This is a genomic window from uncultured Parvimonas sp. (assembly GCF_963524015.1).
Lineage (GTDB): Bacteria > Bacillota > Clostridia > Tissierellales > Peptoniphilaceae > Parvimonas.
Window position 1 is genome coordinate 105,403 of the sequence record NZ_CAURDT010000003.1, and the last position, 18,246, is coordinate 123,648.

The window sequence follows — 18,246 nt, forward strand, 5'->3', positions numbered from 1 at the left end:
ACACATTCAAACGGAAGCAAAAAAGATGACCACACTAGAGTATTAATTTACTCCGATGTGGTCATTTTTTAATAGCCTCTTATTGCTGCTACAATAGAATCAGTGTTCCAACGAACAATTTTATCAGCAGCTTTTTTTACTACAATAGATGTTTTTTCAGAACCCCACGGTTCGATTGCAATAATAGTTTTATTCATCTGTTGAGCTAGTTCAATTTCAATATTAATCCATTTACTATAAGTAGCATATACTCCAGCCAATATTAAAACACAACTGGCATGTTGCATTTGTTCCTTAATCGCTGCTCGTAATTGATAATCGTATCTAGCATTGTGAATTGGATCATTTTTAGGAACAGAGTAGTTTTTGTATATAAAATATGGCTTTGCATCCAACATATCGACTAATCTGTCATATGCATCTCCATAAACCCATGAATGGCTAATAAATAAATTGTAGGTCATCTTCAATTTCCTCCTTAACAAGTTATTTTTAAAGTTACAATAGTGATTATCATGACTAAATATAAGATAATGAATGTGATTGGCAGCCATTTTTCAAGTTTTGTGGTATCTCTATATTTCTTGTTTTTCTTTAAGATTTCCCATTCATCCTTCAATGGAGCAATAGGTAATTTTGATTCCATCTTATTAATCACTTCAAACTTTGCTGTATTAAGTAATTTGTAATTTCTTATAAAAAGAATCCAAAGGAAACAAATTACGATTCCTGCAGTAAGAATGAATATAGACTTTACATCCCATGTGATTGAAACAGCAGCCAAAATAGCTAAGTTCAATGTAATGAATATGTTATTCATGGAATCTCTTCTTTGACTTACTGAATTAGCTGTATCTACGCAAGTCTGCCATTGAGAAAGTATAATTTCAGTTTTATCTTCTTGTTTCATACATCCTCCTTATTTGTCTAGCTGTGCTTGTAATTCTTTGAAACTATCCAACGCACTTTGTAAATTTTCGATGATATCTCCAGCTAATTCATCTGGTGATGGAAGATTATCAAGGTCAGCAAGAGATTTATCTTTAATCCAGAATATATCTAAACTTGTCTTATCACGATTTAAAATATCTGTGATTGAGTATTTTCTAAAACGACCATCTGGATTATCTACAGACCATATTTCTTGTCTATTATGTCTATTTTGTGGATTATAGCATTTGATAAATTCTTGCAAATCAACATCTGTCATCGGATGCTGTTTTAAGGTAAAATGCATATTGGTTCTTAAGTCATAAATCCATACTTCTTTTGTTTGTTTTTCAGGACTTGCCGGACGCTTGTCAAAGAATAATACATTAGCCTTTACTCCTGGCTTATAGAATATCCCTGTAGGCAATCTTAAAATGGTATGGAGGTCTGTAGTTTCTAACAATTTTTTACGAATAGTTTCTCCTGCACCACCTTCAAACAGTACGTTATCAGGAAGAACAACTGCAGCTTTGCCTGTGGCCTTCAAAATTGTATTAATATGCTGAATGAAGTTCAACTGTTTGTTTGAACTTGTAGTCCAGAAATCCTGACGATTATAGACCAAATCTTCATCTTCCTGCTCGCCATCTTCGTTTGTGAAAGTAATAGAAGATTTCTTACCGAAAGGCGGATTTGTAAGAACATAATCAACACGATATCCTGGATCAGTTAATAGAGCATCTCCAAGCGTAACTGGTGCCTCAGTGTAAATATCACCTATATTATGTAAGTATAAATTCATCAAGGCAGTTTTGAAGGTAGCACTAACTATTTCATTTCCATAGAAAGTCTTATCTTTCAAAAATTCTTTTTTTTCTCTATCTAAGGAATAATTATCTGGATTAGAAATATATGACTGAGCAGCCAAGAAAAATCCGCCACTTCCACAGCATGGATCTGCGATTGTCTTCATAGGCTCTGGTGCGATACATTCAACCATAGCTTTGATAAGCGGACGTGGAGTAAAGTATTGTCCGGCACCACTTTTAATATCTTCAGCATTCTTTTGTAGTAGGCCTTCATAGATTTCACCTTTAACATCTGAAGACATTGCCACCCATTTTTCGTTATTTATCATCTGTACAATACGATATAGGATAGCAGCATTATTTATTTTGTTTGTCGCTCCTTTGAAAATCTGTCCAAGCATGCCAGACTTTTCACCAAGCGTTTCAAGAGTGTTTTTATACTGCTCTTCAAGTTCAGCGCCCTTTAGCGTATTTAAATCCTTCCATTTATAACCTTCCGGAATTCCAGTATCACGATTATAGGGAGGTCTTGAATATTCATCCGCCATTTTAAGAAATAGCAGATATGTAAGTTGTTCCAAATAGTCTCCGTGAGAGACTCCATCATCTCTAAGAGGATTACACATTCCCCACACTTTGGAGATGATTGCTGATGTATTTTCATTTGCCATTATAATAATCTCCCTTCGAAGGCTTGTTTTAATATGCTTTGTCGCATTGCTGATGTTTGTTGTAAAACCATATTAACAGTATTTTCTATGTTATAATATTCTGACATACGACTTTCTATTTCATAAATTATTTGTTCTTGTTCTTTTATGGAACATAGTAAAAAAGGCAATTCCTTAATCATGCTCATGTTCAATACATCCATCGTTGCGCCATGAACTTTAGACTTATATAAGGTCTTAATAAAGTCACTTTCAAAATAATATTTAAAGTATTCAGGTATCATTATATTTTCATCTAACGAAATTTTGATAAGTCGAGGATTAATTAAACCGGCTTTGCATTCTCTGGATAAAATAAGAACTTTACCAACCGTTCCTACCAAACTGATTAAAACATCTCTAGGAGAAACCTTACATGTAATTAACTCTTGGTATTTTTCCTCATTTACATAGTAATCTCCAATGCATTCATCGCCAGCAATGACCTGTTCCTGTCCATATATTTTGTATCCATTTGAAACATAGAATTCCTTTTTTAAAGATGAACCAAATGGACCTGCTTTAAGTGAGTTTTTCTCTTTTTTTACTAATGCTTTGATATTTACTTTATTAAATGAATAGTCTATATTATTCCTTTCTCGCCATTTAGCGGTAAGCTTCCCCTCAAAAGCCTCTTTAAGAACTGCTTGCCTGTACACTTCTAACTGTGTCTTAGTAGCATTTAAAGTTTCCACAGCATTATCAAGGTCAGAGAATAGTTCCTCAATTTTTGCAACAATTCGTTCTTGTTCCTTAATAGGTGGAATGTCCAATTGATAACTCTCAAGCCATTTAGTACTTAAATTTAATTGGGCTACACCTTTGGATGCTTTAATACAATCATCAATAAATTTACGCTGATTTAAATAGTAGAATAAATACTTCTTATCAACGTATGACTCCTTTATTCGTAAACAAGCAACACGTTGATTCAAGGCAGCAGGAAGATATTCTTTATTTAATAAAGCAACTCGCCCAACATTACCCGTTAGAGATATCAAAAGATCGTTTTCTTTCAAGATATATTTTTCAATGTCATCTATACTACTGTTAGGGTAAAAGCATGGATTTTCATCTGAAATATACCCGTCTTGCACATTTGCTATACGTATTACACGAATTCCAGAATCAACATAATGTTTACTTTTGAAGGCGTACCCATTTAAAATATCACATATTTCATTTATTTTTTTCATTTTACGCCACCAATTCTACATTCATTTCATTTAATATATTTTTATAATTATTACCAAAAGCCTCGTAGAAGCCAAGTAAGCCTCCCTTGTGGTCAAATGGCGTATAATCTAAGTCCTCATCCAAAATACTCAAAGACGAGATGATATGATCTTTGATAAGACGAAGCCATTCCATCTGTTCTTCGGTAAATTGAGAGTATCCGGCATTTTTTCTAAATGTCCATTCCTTGAAATTAGCATTGACTCTATCTGCAAATGAGGTTAACTCATCTGTTTCACCAATTTCAAATCTTATAATAGAGATAAGATCTGTTAACTGTGCTACAGTTCCACACTTTACCTTATCTGTAAATTTTATAGAATAGCAATCCCAAAGGCGATCAATAGTGATATTTTTCTTTTTAAGTTTTTCATATAGAGACTTAAGTTGCTCAATCACCATCGGTCTATCTTTGTAAGATTCATTGTAAATAATACGCAACGCAATAATCTCATCCTTATTTTCTTCAATAAATTCTCTGAATGAAGTAATAACCTTATCTGCATTCTCTTCTTTCTGAGAATCGAATCCTGCAAAGACTACAGAATCAAGATTGACAGTATCAACTACTTGGTCATGACTTCTTCTAATATTTTCAATGAAATCTCTGTTATCCGGGTTATAGAAAGGCTTCGTTGCTTCATCCAATAATTCTTTCTGAGCCTTTTCCATATCCTGCTGAGTAGGAACACTGGACAACATTATGGATTTGGCTTTTTCTGCTATTACATCTTCATCAAAAGCATTGAGAAGATTGTTGGCAATGTCACGAGCAGAAATACCTACATTTTTCTTGAATTCCTTATGTTCCTTGTCTGTCATCTGTTTATCAAGTCTTGATATTCTGTTGGCTAGAGAAGTAAGGGTGTCCTCACTTTTATCACCTAAGGCAACATTCATCATTAATTCTTTCATAGAGACAGTAGGTTTTCTTTCAAGACTTCTTGTTTCTGATTTTTTGGATTTTGTTACACCCACAGCATCTACGATAACAAAATGGTCTTTGTTTTCCGTAGCAGATGGCGTAACCTTCTGCAAATCGTCCACACCGATAGTTCGAGTACCACGACCGACCATCTGCTCGAAGTAATTCTTGCTACGAACATCTCTCATAAATATCAAGCATTCAAGAGGTTTAACATCCGTACCTGTGGCAATCATGTCCACAGTAACTGCAATACGGGGATAGTAATCATTTCTGAAGGAACTTAATGTACTTTCAGCATTTTCTACAGAGTAGGTAATTTTTTTGCAGAACTCGTTACCTTCACCAAATTCTTCACGAACAATATTTATAATGTCATCAGCATGACTGTCCGTTTTAGCAAAGATAAGCGTCTTTGGCACTTCTTTTCGTCGTGGGAATAGTGAAGTAAATAAATTTTCCTTAAAAGTCTTTATAACAGTCCTAATCTGACTAGGATTCACGACATCTTTATCAAGTTTATTTTTGTCATAAACCAAATCTTCATCCATCTGCTCCCAACGCTTCTCACGAGAAAGACGATCACGATATTCGATAACTCTTTTTAGAATGTGAGCACCTTTTTGAGACACTTCCGTTTCAATAAGGAAAATGTCTTCGCCAACATTGACACCATCAATAATAGCTTGTTCTCTACGGTATTCACTGACTACATTCTCATTAAAAAACGCAAATGTTCTCTTATCCGGAGTAGCAGTAAGCCCTACTAAGAATGCATCGAAATAAGTCAATACTTGTTGCCAAACATTATAAATAGACCTGTGGCATTCATCGATGATAATGCAATCAAAGAATTCAGGCGGATATTTTTCGTTATATACAACTTCCTTTGGTGCTTTACTATCAGCAGTTACATATTCATTGAATGATTCTTCCTCTGTTGATTCATCTAAATCTTCCTCTTTCAGAATAGAATACATTCTTTGAATTGTACTAATACATATCTGAACATCATTAGGAATATAAGAATTTTTCAGGCGTCTTACACCATATAACTGTGAAAAGGATCTTGTATCATCATTTGGTGTATATGCTAAGAATTCTCTTTCAGCCTGTTCTCCTAAGCTCTTTGTATCCACGAGGAAAAGAATACGGTTCATCTTCCCATATTTTAGTAAGCGATATGCTTCTGTAATAGCAGTGAATGTTTTACCTGCACCAGTAGCCATTTGCACTAATGCTCGTGGGCGATTATCCGCAAAAGAAACATCCATATTGTTAATCGCATTAATCTGACACTCTCGGAATCCTGTTGTATCAAGAATAGGAAAATGTTTCATATTATTTCTAATCGTATCAGATGCTTGCAATAAAGACTTTAAATGTTCAGGCCTATGAAAAGAAAAAACTCTTCTAGAACGATACTTTATATCTTTATAGTCCGTGAATTTGATTAGCTTATCAGTTGCTTCATACGCAAAGCGAATAGTATATTCACGATTAATCCATTTGAAAGAACTGGTTGCATACCTTGCAGACTGTTCTTCAACAACTGTGATATTTTCACCAACAGAACTTTTCTTTGCTTCAATAACACCAACAGGGTCTCCATCTATAAATAATGCATAATCAACCGGTCCAGTACTAGTTGGGAATTCTCGTACCGCTACACCTAATGCAGCACCAAGATTTAGCTGAGCAACATTTTGTACTACCCATCCAGACTGTTCTAGTTTTTCATCTATAACAACTCGTGCTTCTTGCTCTGGAGTCATGATGAACCACCTCCTTTACTTCTCAATTTTGTAATCTAGCCATGCTTCCTCAATCGTCACATAAGGAATATTGTTTTCAAGACAAAAAGCATTAATGCTCTTCATTGCTCTTAAGTTTGGCTTGGCACGTCCGGATTCCAAACGATTTACTGTGGAAAATGCAACACCAATTTTATCAGCGAAGTCCTGCTACGTTAGAAATGAACGCTGTCTAATTCTTTTTATCTCTTCAGGAAAACTCATACATATCTCCTTTTCGTTTCTCACTCGTTAATATAGCGTTATTATACCAAATAAATATGAATTTTTCTAGTACCCAGTCCTTCAAGAGATTGTTTTTGGAATCAATCATAAACGAGGCAAAAGAAAAATCAGCCCATGTTGATAGCTTCTTTGAACTTGTGCAAAAAACCTTTATTGAAAAGGTCTATGTGTATCAATATGGTCACAAGATACCAAGAAACTGAAAATCGTATTTAACTTTATCAGGGAAATCCAAATCTCAAGCAATGAAAAAACGGCATAGACGATATTTCACGACTATGCCGATATTTTACAGGATTATAAATACCTTATTGAATTACCCTTTTATAAGCTACTTTTTTTAATAAAATGGCAATAAACTTTGATTAGTAACTTGATATTAAAATTAAGAAAATCTAATTTTTTACAATTTAATAACTTTGTCATTTCCCCAACCATACCATGGTACATCATGTTCTAGGTAATCTCCATGTATTTTATTTTGAATTCTAATCATTATAAATGGTATTAATGACTTTATTATAAATATAATGATATAGATAAATAATTCTGTATAATTAATCATACCATTAAAATCTGTAAATGTTCTATAAAGAAACCATGTATTAACTAAAACATTAAATAGTGTTGCTAAAGTTGCAGACATAATATTTATTTCAACTTTTGAATTGTATTTTTTTATAAAATATAATGCTAATAAAGAAATATTGTAAACGACAATGGGCTTGTCATTTTTTCTGTAAATCACCAATGATTTTCTACTATAACTTGAACGGTCTTTAACACTTCCTAATGAACTAAACCAAACGTGACTCACAGAATTTATCTCTTCAAATGGAACAAATAAATCTATTTTTTTAAGATATATTCCTTCCTTACAAATATATAATTTCCAAGTAAAAAATTCAAAATACCATATAAGAACAATTGAAATAACGAAAAAACAAATATTTAAATATTCTACTTTTAACCCTTTAAAATCAAATGTAACTTTATTAACTCTATCTATTGAATTTATACTAGTTAAAAAAATAGCAAAAATAAACAAAATAAATCTATAATAAATACTATGAAATTTTATCTTTTTCATAACTCTCCTTATTACTTACAATTGAATTACTTTTGAGGAATTTTTGTTATATGCATTATCGTGAAATAAGTATTGTCCATGTATTTTATTTTCGTACATTACCATTATTAATGGTACTATTAAGCTCTTAATAGCATAAATACTAATAAAAATTAAAAATACTTTTATATCTATAAATTCCAATTTTCTATAAAAAATATAATAAAGTATTCCAAAATTAACTGCAACATTAAAAATAGTAGCCAATGTAGCAATAATAACATTGGTTTTAATGCTAGGTTTAAATATTTTTATTGTGTATAAAGCTAATAAAGAAATATTATAAATGCAAATAGGTTTATTATCTTTTCTGTAGATTACTAAAGATTTTCTATTATACAAATATTGTTTCCCGTTAGGTCTTATACTCAATTCATTAATCCAAACATGACTTATAGCATCAACATCTTCCCAAGGAATGAATAAATCTATTTTTCTTAAGTATATTCCTTCTTTACAGACATAAAATTTCCAACCAATAAAAGAAAAAATTAATGTAATAGCAATAAAAATTCCAATGAAAATATAATTTAATTTCAATAATTTTATATTAAAATTATAGAATTGTATTATTGCATTTTTATCAGCTATTATCATATTTATAATAAGAATTGCAAAAGTAAGTATAAATAATATAAATCTATAATAAATACTATGAAATTTTATCTTTTTCATATTATCTCCTATCTTTACTTATCAAAATTAATAGTATGAATTTTAATATTATACCTTTTAGTATCCTGTTTTAAGTTTCTTACCAATTCATCACTTGCTTTATCTCTACCGAAAAAAAAGGCTGTCCTCTTTCCATTTTTAAGTTCAATAGTTAGCATATATCTGCTTCCATTTAGTCTTACAGACCTAATTCTATCAACTTCAATTGATCTTATCTTTTTTAAAGGTATAACTCTATTTAAAAAATAGAAAGCATTGTGTATATAAAAATTTCCATTTGAAATATGATAAGGTCTAAAAACACTTCCTCCACTTCGAAGTGCTATTGAAATTCTACGAAATATTATAATCAAAAAAGCAATAAAAAGAAATATCATAGCATTTCTTGTAATACTATGTTGCCACATAGTTTCAAATCCTATCAAATAATATCTAAAAAAATCAGTCATAATAAAAGGCCCCTTAATTCTTTAATCTATACACTATTATACTATACGTCCTAATTGTATTCAATATCCACTTTTTACTCTTTGTCTTAAAGACAAATTATTTAGTATATATTTTGATAAAGGATATTATTATACATTTTTAGTGTAAAATCAATTCAACTAATAAATACAATAAATTTATTTTTATCAATGAAAATTAAGATTTTTCTTAAAATTTACTTTTTTAATTTACAAAGATTTACAAAACTATTCTCACTTTATGTCCCTGTTCCTTATGATTAAAGTTGTATAATATAATTAAGGAAAACATTATTACAGTATAGTGCTTTTCAGAAATTGAATAAGGAGGAATTTTTATGGATTCATTAATTTCAGTATTGTCCAAGTTTGCAGACTGGCTTTGGGGACCTCCCCTATTGATTTTGTTAGTGGGTGGTGGGATTTTTTTAACTATAAGGTTAGGATTTTTTCAAATTCGATATTTTCCTTATATAATGAAACAAACTTTCGGAAAAATGTTTAGTAAAAACAAATCCGGAGAAGGAACTGTTTCACCTTTCCAAGCAGCAACTGCAGCCCTTGCATCATCTATCGGTGCTGCAAATATAGTGGTTGTACCTTCAATTATTTTTATAGCAGGTCCAGGTTCTATACTTTGGATGTGGATTACTGCCATAGTAGGTCAAGCAACAAAATTTAGTGAAATTGTACTCGGTATTCTTTATAGACAAAAAAATGAAGAAGGCGAGTATGTTGGTGGAGCTTGTTACTACTTACAACATGGTATCGGTGGAAAAGCAGGGAAAATTTTAGGTTCACTTGTAGCATTTTTCTTTATGATTGAAATTTTACCTTCAATTACTGTTCAAACTCTTGCTGCAACAGGTCCTTTGGAACAATTAGGAGTTCATAGATATATTGCTATAGGACTTGTATTCCTTTTAGTAATATTGGTAGTTTATGGTGGAATTAAAAGAATTGGTCAAGTAACTGAAATGTTAGTTCCATTTATGGCATTAATTTACTTAATCTTCGGATTTATAGTTCTTGCTATTAATATAGATAAAGTTCCTGAAGCCTTTAAGATGATTTTTGTTGGTGCTTTTAATCCTAAAGCAATTGCTGGTGGTGCTGCAGGTTGGGCTGTAAAAAAAGCAATAACTAACGGAGTTGCACGTGGTGTTTACTCTAATGAATCAGGAATGGGCTCTGCACCTTATGCACATTCAACTGCTATTACAGATCATCCTGCAAGACAAGGTATGTGGGGAGTTTTTGAAGTATTTGTTGATACAATAATTGTTTGTACAATGTCTGCACTTATAGTTTTAACAACAGGAATATGGAAAAATCCTGAATACCAATCAATCGCTGTTGAAAGAGCATTTAATTCAATTTTTGGAAATATTGGTAGTATAGTTGTTTCAATTTCATTATTCTTATTTGTTCTTTCTACAATAATCGTAATAGTATTCTATGTAGAAAAACTTGCAGAATATCTATTTGGAACAAAAGTTGGTAAAATTATGAGATTTGTTGCAACTATTATGATAATTGTAGCTGCTAAACTTTCATTTAAACATGCTGGAGTATTCCTAGACTTAACATTAGGCCTTGTAGTTATTCCTAATATGATAGGACTAATCTTTATGAGTGGAAAAATTAAAAAAGCTAAAGATGAATTTTTCCATACTGAAGGAGAATTTTACTTAAAAGATAAGGCAAGATAGCCTTCTATAAAATTTATTAAAAAGAAAATCCGAGTTTTCATACTCGGATTTTTTCATGCTATAAAAATTTTCTACTTTTTATCAGGTGTTTTTACAATTATATAAAGTATAACTATAATCGGAACAAAAATCCATATTATTGGAGTTGCATAGTATACAAAAGTTGTAACTGCTAATAAAACAGGTGCTTTTTCACGAAATTCAATTGAATCATAAGGCAATCCGGCTACAACACTCCATGCTCGTAAAAAAAGACAAAATATTGACCAAACTATAAATAAAAAAATATAACCTAAAGTTTTTAAAAAAGTAGATTTATTATTAGATTTAGTTCCCACTTCGTTATTTTGACTAGTTTTATCTTCTTCATTCTCTACTTTATTTTCATTTATAATATTTTCTGTAGACATTCTATCTCCTCCTTAAATAATAGTTTTAATTGGATTACAGTATTAGTAATGAAACAAAATTTTAAGCTGTTTACTCTAATACTAATATTAAATAAAACTCTAATTTAAATGACCTATAGTATAGCATTTTAGAAACATTATTACAAATATTTCTATAAAATATTATCATATTTTTTTAAAATGTTACAATTATGTCTTAATCTCAAAAAAATCCGAGTTCTCATACTCGGATTTCTCTTTAAATTTATTTATTTTAATTATTGACCTTCAACGAATCTATCAATATATTCTTGATAAGTCATAAGTCTATCTTCAAATACATTTTCTTCAATATGAATAATTCTATTTGCGATTGTATTCATAAATTCAGTATCATGACTTGCAAATAAAATATTTCCCTTAAATGCCTTAAGTCCGTTATTCAAACTGATTATACTTTCAAGATCCAAATGATTTGTCGGTTGATCAAGGATTAAAACATTAGAATTTTTAAGCATCATATATGATAACATCATTCTAACTTTTTCTCCCCCAGAAAGTTTTTGAGCAGGTTTTAATGCTTCATCTCCCGAGAACAACATTCTTCCCAAAAATCCTCTGATATAAATTTCAGATTGCTCTGTTGAATATTGTCTTAACCAGTCAATCAAATTATATGGAGTGTCTTTGAAAAATTCTGTATTGTCCTTTGGAAAATAAGATTTTGAAGTTGTAACTCCCCATTTAAAACTTCCGCTGTCAGCTTCCATCTCTCCTGCTAAAATTTTAAAAAGAGTTGTAATTGCAAGTTCATCTCCGATAAAACCAATTTTATCATTTTTATTTACCATAAATGAAACTTTGTCTAAAACTAATCTTCCCTCAACTGTCTTTGAAATTTCATTAACTTCTAAAATTTGATTTCCAACTTCTCTTTCCATTTCAAAACCTACAAAAGGATAACGTCTTGTTGAAGGTTGAATATCTTCAATTTGAATTTTATCAAGTAATTTCTTACGGCTTGTAGCTTGTTTTGACTTACTCTTATTTGCAGAGAATCTTGCAATAAAGTTTTGCAATTCCTTAATTTTATCTTCTTTTTTCTTATTTTGGTCTTTTGACATCTGTGCTGCAAGTTGACTTGATTCATACCAGAAATCGTAGTTTCCAACAAAAATCTTAATCTTTCTAAAATCAATATCCACCATATGAGTACAAATATTATTTAAAAAATATCTGTCGTGGCTAACTACAATAACAGTTCCCTCATAGTCCATAAGGAAATTTTCAAGCCATAAAATACTCTTGATATCCAAGTCATTTGTAGGTTCGTCAAGGATTAAAATTTCAGGATTTTCAAAAAGCGCCTTTGCAAGTAAAACTTTAACTTTCTCCTTACCTGAAAGTTCACTCATCTTTTTCTCATGCAACTCAGTTCCGATACCAAGACCTTGTAAAAGAGCTGAAGCATTTGCCTCTGCACTCCAACCGTCCATATCAGCAAATTCTGCTTCAAGTTCAGAAGCTAAAATTCCGTCTTCATCTGAAAAATCTTCCTTTGCATAAATGGCTTCTTTTTCTCTAATGATTTCCATTAAACGAGCATTTCCCATAATTACAACATCAATTACTTTTTCATCTTCAAACTTAAAGTGATCTTGTTCCAAAAAGCTCATACGAGTATTTGGCTTAATAGAAACACTTCCAGTATCAGGTTCAAGTCTTCCCTCTAAAATCTTAAGAAAAGTTGACTTTCCTGCTCCATTTGCACCAATTACTCCATAACAATTTCCCGGAGTAAAAGATAAATTTACATCATCAAAAAGTTTTTGCCCTTGAAAACTCAAACTTAAATCTATTACACTAATCATTTTCTCACCTCATAATAATATTACTTAATTCAATTAAACATAAGTTAGATTATACTATATTTTGTTTAAATAATCAACTAAAAAATGAGCCTTAAAGACCCATTTTTAAATAATAATATTTTTTTATTACATAAATGCTTCTGCTACAAATTTTAATATGAATAGTAAAGCTAAAATATATACTACCGGGGAAACTTCCTTTCCTCTACCTGAGATTAATTTTAATACAGCATAAGAAACTATACCAAAAACAATTCCATTTGCTATTGAATATGATAGAGGCATCATAATAATAGTTAAAAATGCAGGCAATGCTTCTGTATAATCCTCAAAATCAATTTTCTTTATTCCAGTAATCATAAATAATCCAACTACAATTAATGCAGAAGATGTTGCATAAGTAGGAATTACTGCAAAAATAGGTTGGAAAATCAAAGCCAATAAGAAAAGAATAGCTGTAACTATTGAAGTAAGTCCTGTCCTTCCGCCTTCTGCAACTCCCGCTGCACTTTCAACAAATGTAGTTACCGTTGAAGTTCCTAACATTGCTCCAGCAGTTGTTCCTATAGCATCTGCAAAAAGAGCTTGTCTTGCTTTTGGTAAATTTCCATCTTTGTCTAACATATCAGCTTTTGATGCAACCCCTACTAAAGTTCCTACTGTGTCGAATAAGTCAACAAATAAAAAAGCAAAAAGAGCTACAAACATTTCAGTTGATAAAACTTTGCTAAAATCAAATTTCATAAATATAGGAGCTATGCTTGATGGCTTACCTATAATTGCCTTTGGAAGTTCAGAAACTCCACAAATTATTGACACTGCTGTAGTGGCTAACATCCCAAATAGAATTGCACCTGGAACTTTTTTTACAAGTAAGAAAATAGTAAATAAAATACCAAAAATTGTAATTAATGAAGTAGTACTTGTAATTGTTCCTAAGTCAAGAGGTATTCCCTTTCCTTGTTTAACAAGTCCAGCTTGATACAATCCTAAAAATGCTATAAAAATACCAATTCCTGCGCTTACTGCTTGTTTAAGTGAATATGGCATAGCATTTACAATCATTTCTCTAACTTTTGTAAAAGTTAAAATTAAAAATACAATCCCCTCTAATAAAACAGCAGTTAAAGCAAATTGCCAACTGTATCCTTTACCAATTACTATAGTATAAGCAAAGTAAGCATTTAAGCCCATACCTGGAGCTAATGCAAAAGGATAATTTGCAAGTAGTGCCATTATAACTGTTCCTATGAATGATGCGATTGCTGTTGTTGTAAATACTGCTCCTTTATCCATTCCTGCCTCGGATAAAATTGTAGGATTTACAACTAATATGTACGCCATAGTCATAAATGTGGTAATACCTGCTAAAATCTCTGTTCTAACAGTTGTTTTGTGTTCCTTGAGTTTGAAAAAATTTTCAAAAAACGTGCTCATAATTCCTCCTAAAAAAATTTTTTTGCAAAAAACAAAAATAACTCTTAAAAAATAACAGCTAAAAAATAAACGCCCAAAAAGTAGGCTTCAAGCGAAACCTACCTTCTGGGCTTTTCTCCCTTAGGTGTAGTGCATAGCACCTGCACAGCTTGGACCTGCAAGAAAAATCTTCGGAACCCTATGTGCACTTTCTCTTTGAGTTATCAATATCACATCAATATAATAACAGCAAATAAATCTTTTGTCAATATCTATTTATTAGCTAATATTCTCAATTTAATTTTAAAAAAGGAATAATAATTCTTTATGATTTAATATTCCTTTATTAGTCTGATTAACAGGGATTTATTTTCGATATTCCTTTACTTTACGAGAATACTTATCTAACAATTTTCTCGAATATTTTTTTTCGTTTTTTGAATCTCTAACCTCTTTCCAAAGAATAGAAGCAACTTTTAACTTATTTGAATAGTCTAAACTAGATTCATCAGAGCAAAAATCTTTTAAAAATTGATTCCATTCACATACTGAATTATCATACTTTGCATAATCCGATTTTCCATAATACACATTTAGCATATCCTGAATTGTAAAATTCAAATCTTTGTCTTTTTTTACTTTTCTCCAAGATGTCGCCATATCAGCATTAAATTTAAATGGTGAAATTCCTGTTAAATTAGAAAAGTATTCTCTAAACTTTGCATTAAAGGAAAAACCACACTCAAGTAATGGCGTATCTAAAGTAATATTTTCCACTTTCTTCTTTTCTTTTTTTATTACAGTCTTTTTAATGATATTTCCTTTAAAATACTCCTCAATAGTACAATTAAGTTCTTGTTTTGTCCCTCTATATTCTAAACCTAGTAATTTACATATTTGAGAAAGTTCTTCACGATACCAATAATATTTACAAAATTCTTCAAACGTTTTAATTTCTTGAAACTCCGGTCTTTTTGTCAATGTTTTTCCTCCTTAAAAATCATCTTTATTCTCTCTTAGTTATTTTCATATATATTTTCTAAAAATTTATAGATATCAAGATAAACTTTATCTTTATCAATTTCATTTAAAACTTCATGACGCATTTGTGCATAAAGTTTTATTTTTATATTTTTTAATCTGACTTTTTTATATTTTCTATAGCCCTTTAAAACTCCTTTTCCATAACCACCAACAGGATCAGCTTTACCTGAAATAAACAAAATCGGTAATTTTTTATTTATTTTTTCAATATTATTTTTATTAGATGCTTCTTTTATTAAAGTCAACAAATCTAGAAAAAAAGTATTTGTACAAAGAAAACCACAATCTTTATCTAAAATATAGTTATCAACAACTTTTTCATCTCTTGTCAGCCAATCAAAATCTGTATTTTTATTTTTAATTCTAGAATTATATCCTTTAAAGCCCAGTCTATTTACAAATTCACTTTTTTTAGTTCCATTTTTTCTCGATAAAATTCTAGCTAATAACATTGCAAATCTGTGTTTCATTCCATATTGTTCAGTCGTTCCACAAATTATTGCTCCGTCAACCGAGTCAGAATATTTATTTAAAAAATTTCTAACTATAACTGAGCCCATACTATGTCCAAATATTACAACTTTTTTATTAGGAAATTGCCCTTTTATATATTTATTAAGGTCGTAAACATCTTCGACAAGTTTTATATTACCTTCCTTATCAGCAATATGACCTTTCTCTTCTTCGTCTTCACAAGTTTTTCCATGTCCTCTATTATCCATTCCAAAAACTCTGATTCCATGTTTTTCCAAGAACAGAGCAAAGTCTTTATACCTTCTTATATGTTCAGCCATTCCGTGACAAATTTGCAGAACTATTTTCGGATTTTTTAAATTTTCAGAAAAGTCGATGCAGCATAATTTTTTATTGTCAAGACTTGAATATATATAAAATTCTTTCATAAAACACCCCGTAATCACAATATATATTTATTTTACCACAAATTGCTAAATAAATATAGTTAAAAAAACTCATTTCTACAAATGTAAAAATGAGTTTAAAAATTAAAGTGATTCTGCATGATATGAACTTCTTACCAACGGACCTGAGTTTACTCTTAAAAAGCCCATGTCAAAAGCTATATCTCTATATCTATCAAATTGTTGAGGATGTACATATTCTTTAACAGCAATATGGAACTTTGTAGGTTGCAAATATTGTCCCACAGTTACCATATCGCATCCAACATCTCTGAGTGCTTTGAAAACTTCAACAACTTGTTCTTCAGTTTCTCCAAAGCCTACCATAAGTCCTGATTTTGTTTTAAGTCCACATTCCTTTGCATATCTTAATACCTCTAAACTTCTTTGGAAGTTTGCAGCAGGTCTAACTTTTGGATAAAATGCAGGAATTGTTTCAACGTTATGGTTTAACACATCAGGCTTTGTTTCATAGATTATATCCATTAATTCTTTTCTTCCTGACATATCTGGAATCAAAAGTTCTATAGTAGTTTCAGGATTGTACTTTCTACATTGTCTTACGACCTCAGCAAATTGATTTGCACCTTCATCAGGCAAATCATCTCTTGTTACTGATGTTACAACAGCATGTTTTAATCCTAAAATTTGAACAGCTTTAGCAAGATTTTCAGGTTCATTTAAATCAACGGGATCAGGTGCATGTCTTGTTACATTGCAAAAAGTACAGTTTCTTGTACAGTTTCTCCCTAAAATCATAAAAGTTGCAGTCCTTCTTGAATAACATTCCATCTTGTTAGGACAATTTGCTTCATGACAAACAGTATGTAAGTTTAAACCTTCAATCATACTTTCAACATCTGTTGTATTTTTATCTCCCTGAATTTTTAATTTTAACCATTCAGGCTTTCTCATTATTTCTGCTTTTTTTCTTAGCATATTACACCTCTTAAAATAATTTAATTATATCATCAATAAAAACTTTTTTATCCATTGACTTAATGTATCTATCAATTTCAATATCCTTAAGAGCTTCTTCAACAGCTTCTTTAGAACATTGAACTCCTTTTAATATACTACATAATTTATCTATACCCAATTCACTAAAGAAATCCCCTTCTATCGAAATGTCTTTGATTCTTCCATTTTCAACATCAATGCCTATTTCCACAACTCCACAAGAATACTTTTCAGCCTTTCTATTTTTCTTTAAAGAGCCATTTCCATAATTCCAATCTTTTGTTGCAAAAAGGGAATCTCTTATTTCATAGATTTTTTTCATCTCTTCTTCAGTTAAAATCGTAGTATCAGTTATATTATATTCTTTTTTTATGTATTCAATTGCTTTATCCATAAAGCTTTCGACATCCATATCAATCATATCACCAATAAATCCAACTCTAGATCTTACGGATTGAACAGCTTTTCCTTTAAATTTAATATCTCTTGATTTTAAAGAATTAGTTAGATTATATAAATTTGCCTTAAACAAAAAAGTTCCATGATGTAGGATTTTTTCTTTATTTTGATATTGGGCATTTCCACTTACCTTTGCCCCATCTATTTGAATGTCATTTCTTCCTGTGAATTCTGCATTAAGTCCCAAAGAATTTAAGAAATTAACAACGGGTTTTGCAAATTTTTTAAAAGATGAATCTACATCATCACCAGTTTTTTTGGTTATAAAACTATATTGCATATTTTCCGTATCGCAATATATTGCACCACCACCGGATAATCTTCTGATTACATCCATATTATTTGCATTTGTAAAATTTAAATTTACTTCTAAATCAATATTTTGATATCTCCCAATCAAAATACAAGGTCTATTTCTCCAAAGCATAAAAATATCTTCATCATAATTTTCCATTAGATAAAGCTCGATTGCGTGATTTAATGCAGGATCAAAATTTTTATTTTCAACAAAAATCATAATATTTCTCCATAAATTAATTTTAACTTAACTATATT

At 30.5% G+C, this 18,246-nt stretch carries 16 protein-coding genes and 1 pseudogene; 1 reads left to right on the plus strand and 16 read right to left on the minus strand.

Annotated elements, in window-relative coordinates:
• Positions 1-68: 68 nt before the first annotated feature.
• The 9 genes and pseudogenes from RWJ08_RS05025 to RWJ08_RS05065 form a co-directional block, all read right to left on the minus strand.
• Positions 69-464 (minus strand): TIR domain-containing protein, encoded by a 396-nt coding sequence (locus tag RWJ08_RS05025; protein ID WP_248109726.1) that lies wholly within the window; start codon positions 462-464, stop codon positions 69-71.
• Between the two features lie 14 nt (positions 465-478).
• Positions 479-910: a hypothetical protein gene (locus RWJ08_RS05030; protein ID WP_248109725.1), complete on the minus strand. Its 432-nt coding sequence runs from the start codon at positions 908-910 to the stop codon at positions 479-481.
• A gap of 9 nt (positions 911-919) precedes the next feature.
• Entirely contained in the window at positions 920-2,410 is a 1,491-nt protein-coding gene (locus RWJ08_RS05035) for a class I SAM-dependent DNA methyltransferase (protein ID WP_313961291.1), read from the minus strand.
• Complete coding sequence (locus RWJ08_RS05040) at positions 2,410-3,645, minus strand: restriction endonuclease subunit S (RefSeq protein WP_313961292.1); 1,236 nt, start codon at positions 3,643-3,645, stop codon at positions 2,410-2,412. The genes RWJ08_RS05035 and RWJ08_RS05040 overlap by 1 nt, the downstream gene beginning before the upstream one ends.
• 1 nt (position 3,646) lies before the next feature.
• Entirely contained in the window at positions 3,647-6,385 is a 2,739-nt protein-coding gene (locus tag RWJ08_RS05045) for a type I restriction-modification enzyme R subunit C-terminal domain-containing protein (RefSeq protein ID WP_313961293.1), read from the minus strand.
• Between the two features lie 15 nt (positions 6,386-6,400).
• Positions 6,401-6,562: pseudogene (locus RWJ08_RS05050) on the minus strand (transcriptional regulator); the annotation flags it as partial.
• 490 nt (positions 6,563-7,052) lie between these two features.
• Positions 7,053-7,739 (minus strand): hypothetical protein, encoded by a 687-nt coding sequence (locus RWJ08_RS05055; protein ID WP_313961294.1) that lies wholly within the window; start codon positions 7,737-7,739, stop codon positions 7,053-7,055.
• Positions 7,740-7,754: 15 nt separating this feature from the next.
• Positions 7,755-8,453, minus strand: a complete 699-nt coding sequence (locus RWJ08_RS05060; RefSeq protein WP_313961295.1) for a hypothetical protein — start codon at positions 8,451-8,453, stop codon at positions 7,755-7,757.
• A 14-nt stretch (positions 8,454-8,467) separates the two neighbouring features.
• Entirely contained in the window at positions 8,468-8,902 is a 435-nt protein-coding gene (locus RWJ08_RS05065) for a hypothetical protein (RefSeq protein ID WP_313961296.1), read from the minus strand.
• Positions 8,903-9,258: 356 nt separating this feature from the next.
• Here RWJ08_RS05065 and RWJ08_RS05070 point away from each other — a divergent pair, with 356 nt between their 5' ends.
• Entirely contained in the window at positions 9,259-10,632 is a 1,374-nt protein-coding gene (locus tag RWJ08_RS05070; RefSeq protein ID WP_313961297.1) for an amino acid carrier protein, read from the plus strand.
• Between the two features lie 71 nt (positions 10,633-10,703).
• Here RWJ08_RS05070 and RWJ08_RS05075 read toward each other — a convergent pair whose 3' ends face one another.
• From RWJ08_RS05075 to RWJ08_RS05105, 7 genes are all read right to left on the minus strand, one after another.
• Positions 10,704-11,042, minus strand: a complete 339-nt coding sequence (locus RWJ08_RS05075) for a hypothetical protein (RefSeq protein WP_313961298.1) — start codon at positions 11,040-11,042, stop codon at positions 10,704-10,706.
• Between the two features lie 257 nt (positions 11,043-11,299).
• A complete protein-coding gene (locus tag RWJ08_RS05080; protein ID WP_313961299.1) occupies positions 11,300-12,892 on the minus strand; it encodes an ATP-binding cassette domain-containing protein in 1,593 nt (530 codons plus the stop codon).
• Positions 12,893-13,018: 126 nt separating this feature from the next.
• The gene (locus RWJ08_RS05085) at positions 13,019-14,329 is read right to left on the minus strand and encodes an NCS2 family permease (protein WP_313961300.1); all 1,311 of its coding nucleotides are present in this window, start codon (positions 14,327-14,329) and stop codon (positions 13,019-13,021) included.
• Positions 14,330-14,674: 345 nt separating this feature from the next.
• The gene (locus tag RWJ08_RS05090) at positions 14,675-15,289 is read right to left on the minus strand and encodes an SAP domain-containing protein (RefSeq protein ID WP_313961301.1); all 615 of its coding nucleotides are present in this window, start codon (positions 15,287-15,289) and stop codon (positions 14,675-14,677) included.
• A 35-nt stretch (positions 15,290-15,324) separates the two neighbouring features.
• The gene (locus RWJ08_RS05095; protein ID WP_313961302.1) at positions 15,325-16,254 is read right to left on the minus strand and encodes an alpha/beta fold hydrolase; all 930 of its coding nucleotides are present in this window, start codon (positions 16,252-16,254) and stop codon (positions 15,325-15,327) included.
• 102 nt (positions 16,255-16,356) lie between these two features.
• Complete coding sequence (gene lipA, locus RWJ08_RS05100; protein ID WP_009354854.1) at positions 16,357-17,211, minus strand: lipoyl synthase; 855 nt, start codon at positions 17,209-17,211, stop codon at positions 16,357-16,359.
• A gap of 10 nt (positions 17,212-17,221) precedes the next feature.
• Entirely contained in the window at positions 17,222-18,208 is a 987-nt protein-coding gene (locus RWJ08_RS05105; RefSeq protein ID WP_313961303.1) for a lipoate--protein ligase, read from the minus strand.
• Between the last annotated feature and the right edge of the window lie 38 nt (positions 18,209-18,246).

Excerpts from the sequence above, each read along its gene's own strand:
- RWJ08_RS05085 (WP_313961300.1), bottom strand. The coding sequence starts at position 14,329 with ATGAGCACGTTTTTTGAAAATTTTTTCAAACTCAAGGAACACAAAACA.
- RWJ08_RS05035 (WP_313961291.1), bottom strand. The coding sequence starts at position 2,410 with ATGGCAAATGAAAATACATCAGCAATCATCTCCAAAGTGTGGGGAATG.
- RWJ08_RS05025 (WP_248109726.1), bottom strand. The coding sequence starts at position 464 with ATGACCTACAATTTATTTATTAGCCATTCATGGGTTTATGGAGATGCA.
- RWJ08_RS05060 (WP_313961295.1), bottom strand. The coding sequence starts at position 8,453 with ATGAAAAAGATAAAATTTCATAGTATTTATTATAGATTTATATTATTT.
- RWJ08_RS05055 (WP_313961294.1), bottom strand. The coding sequence starts at position 7,739 with ATGAAAAAGATAAAATTTCATAGTATTTATTATAGATTTATTTTGTTT.
- RWJ08_RS05075 (WP_313961298.1), bottom strand. The coding sequence starts at position 11,042 with ATGTCTACAGAAAATATTATAAATGAAAATAAAGTAGAGAATGAAGAA.
- RWJ08_RS05070 (WP_313961297.1), top strand. The coding sequence starts at position 9,259 with ATGGATTCATTAATTTCAGTATTGTCCAAGTTTGCAGACTGGCTTTGG.
- RWJ08_RS05030 (WP_248109725.1), bottom strand. The coding sequence starts at position 910 with ATGAAACAAGAAGATAAAACTGAAATTATACTTTCTCAATGGCAGACT.
- lipA (WP_009354854.1), bottom strand. The coding sequence starts at position 17,211 with ATGCTAAGAAAAAAAGCAGAAATAATGAGAAAGCCTGAATGGTTAAAA.
- RWJ08_RS05105 (WP_313961303.1), bottom strand. The coding sequence starts at position 18,208 with ATGATTTTTGTTGAAAATAAAAATTTTGATCCTGCATTAAATCACGCA.
- RWJ08_RS05045 (WP_313961293.1), bottom strand. The coding sequence starts at position 6,385 with ATGACTCCAGAGCAAGAAGCACGAGTTGTTATAGATGAAAAACTAGAA.
- RWJ08_RS05065 (WP_313961296.1), bottom strand. The coding sequence starts at position 8,902 with ATGACTGATTTTTTTAGATATTATTTGATAGGATTTGAAACTATGTGG.
- RWJ08_RS05095 (WP_313961302.1), bottom strand. The coding sequence starts at position 16,254 with ATGAAAGAATTTTATATATATTCAAGTCTTGACAATAAAAAATTATGC.
- RWJ08_RS05080 (WP_313961299.1), bottom strand. The coding sequence starts at position 12,892 with ATGATTAGTGTAATAGATTTAAGTTTGAGTTTTCAAGGGCAAAAACTT.
- RWJ08_RS05040 (WP_313961292.1), bottom strand. The coding sequence starts at position 3,645 with ATGAAAAAAATAAATGAAATATGTGATATTTTAAATGGGTACGCCTTC.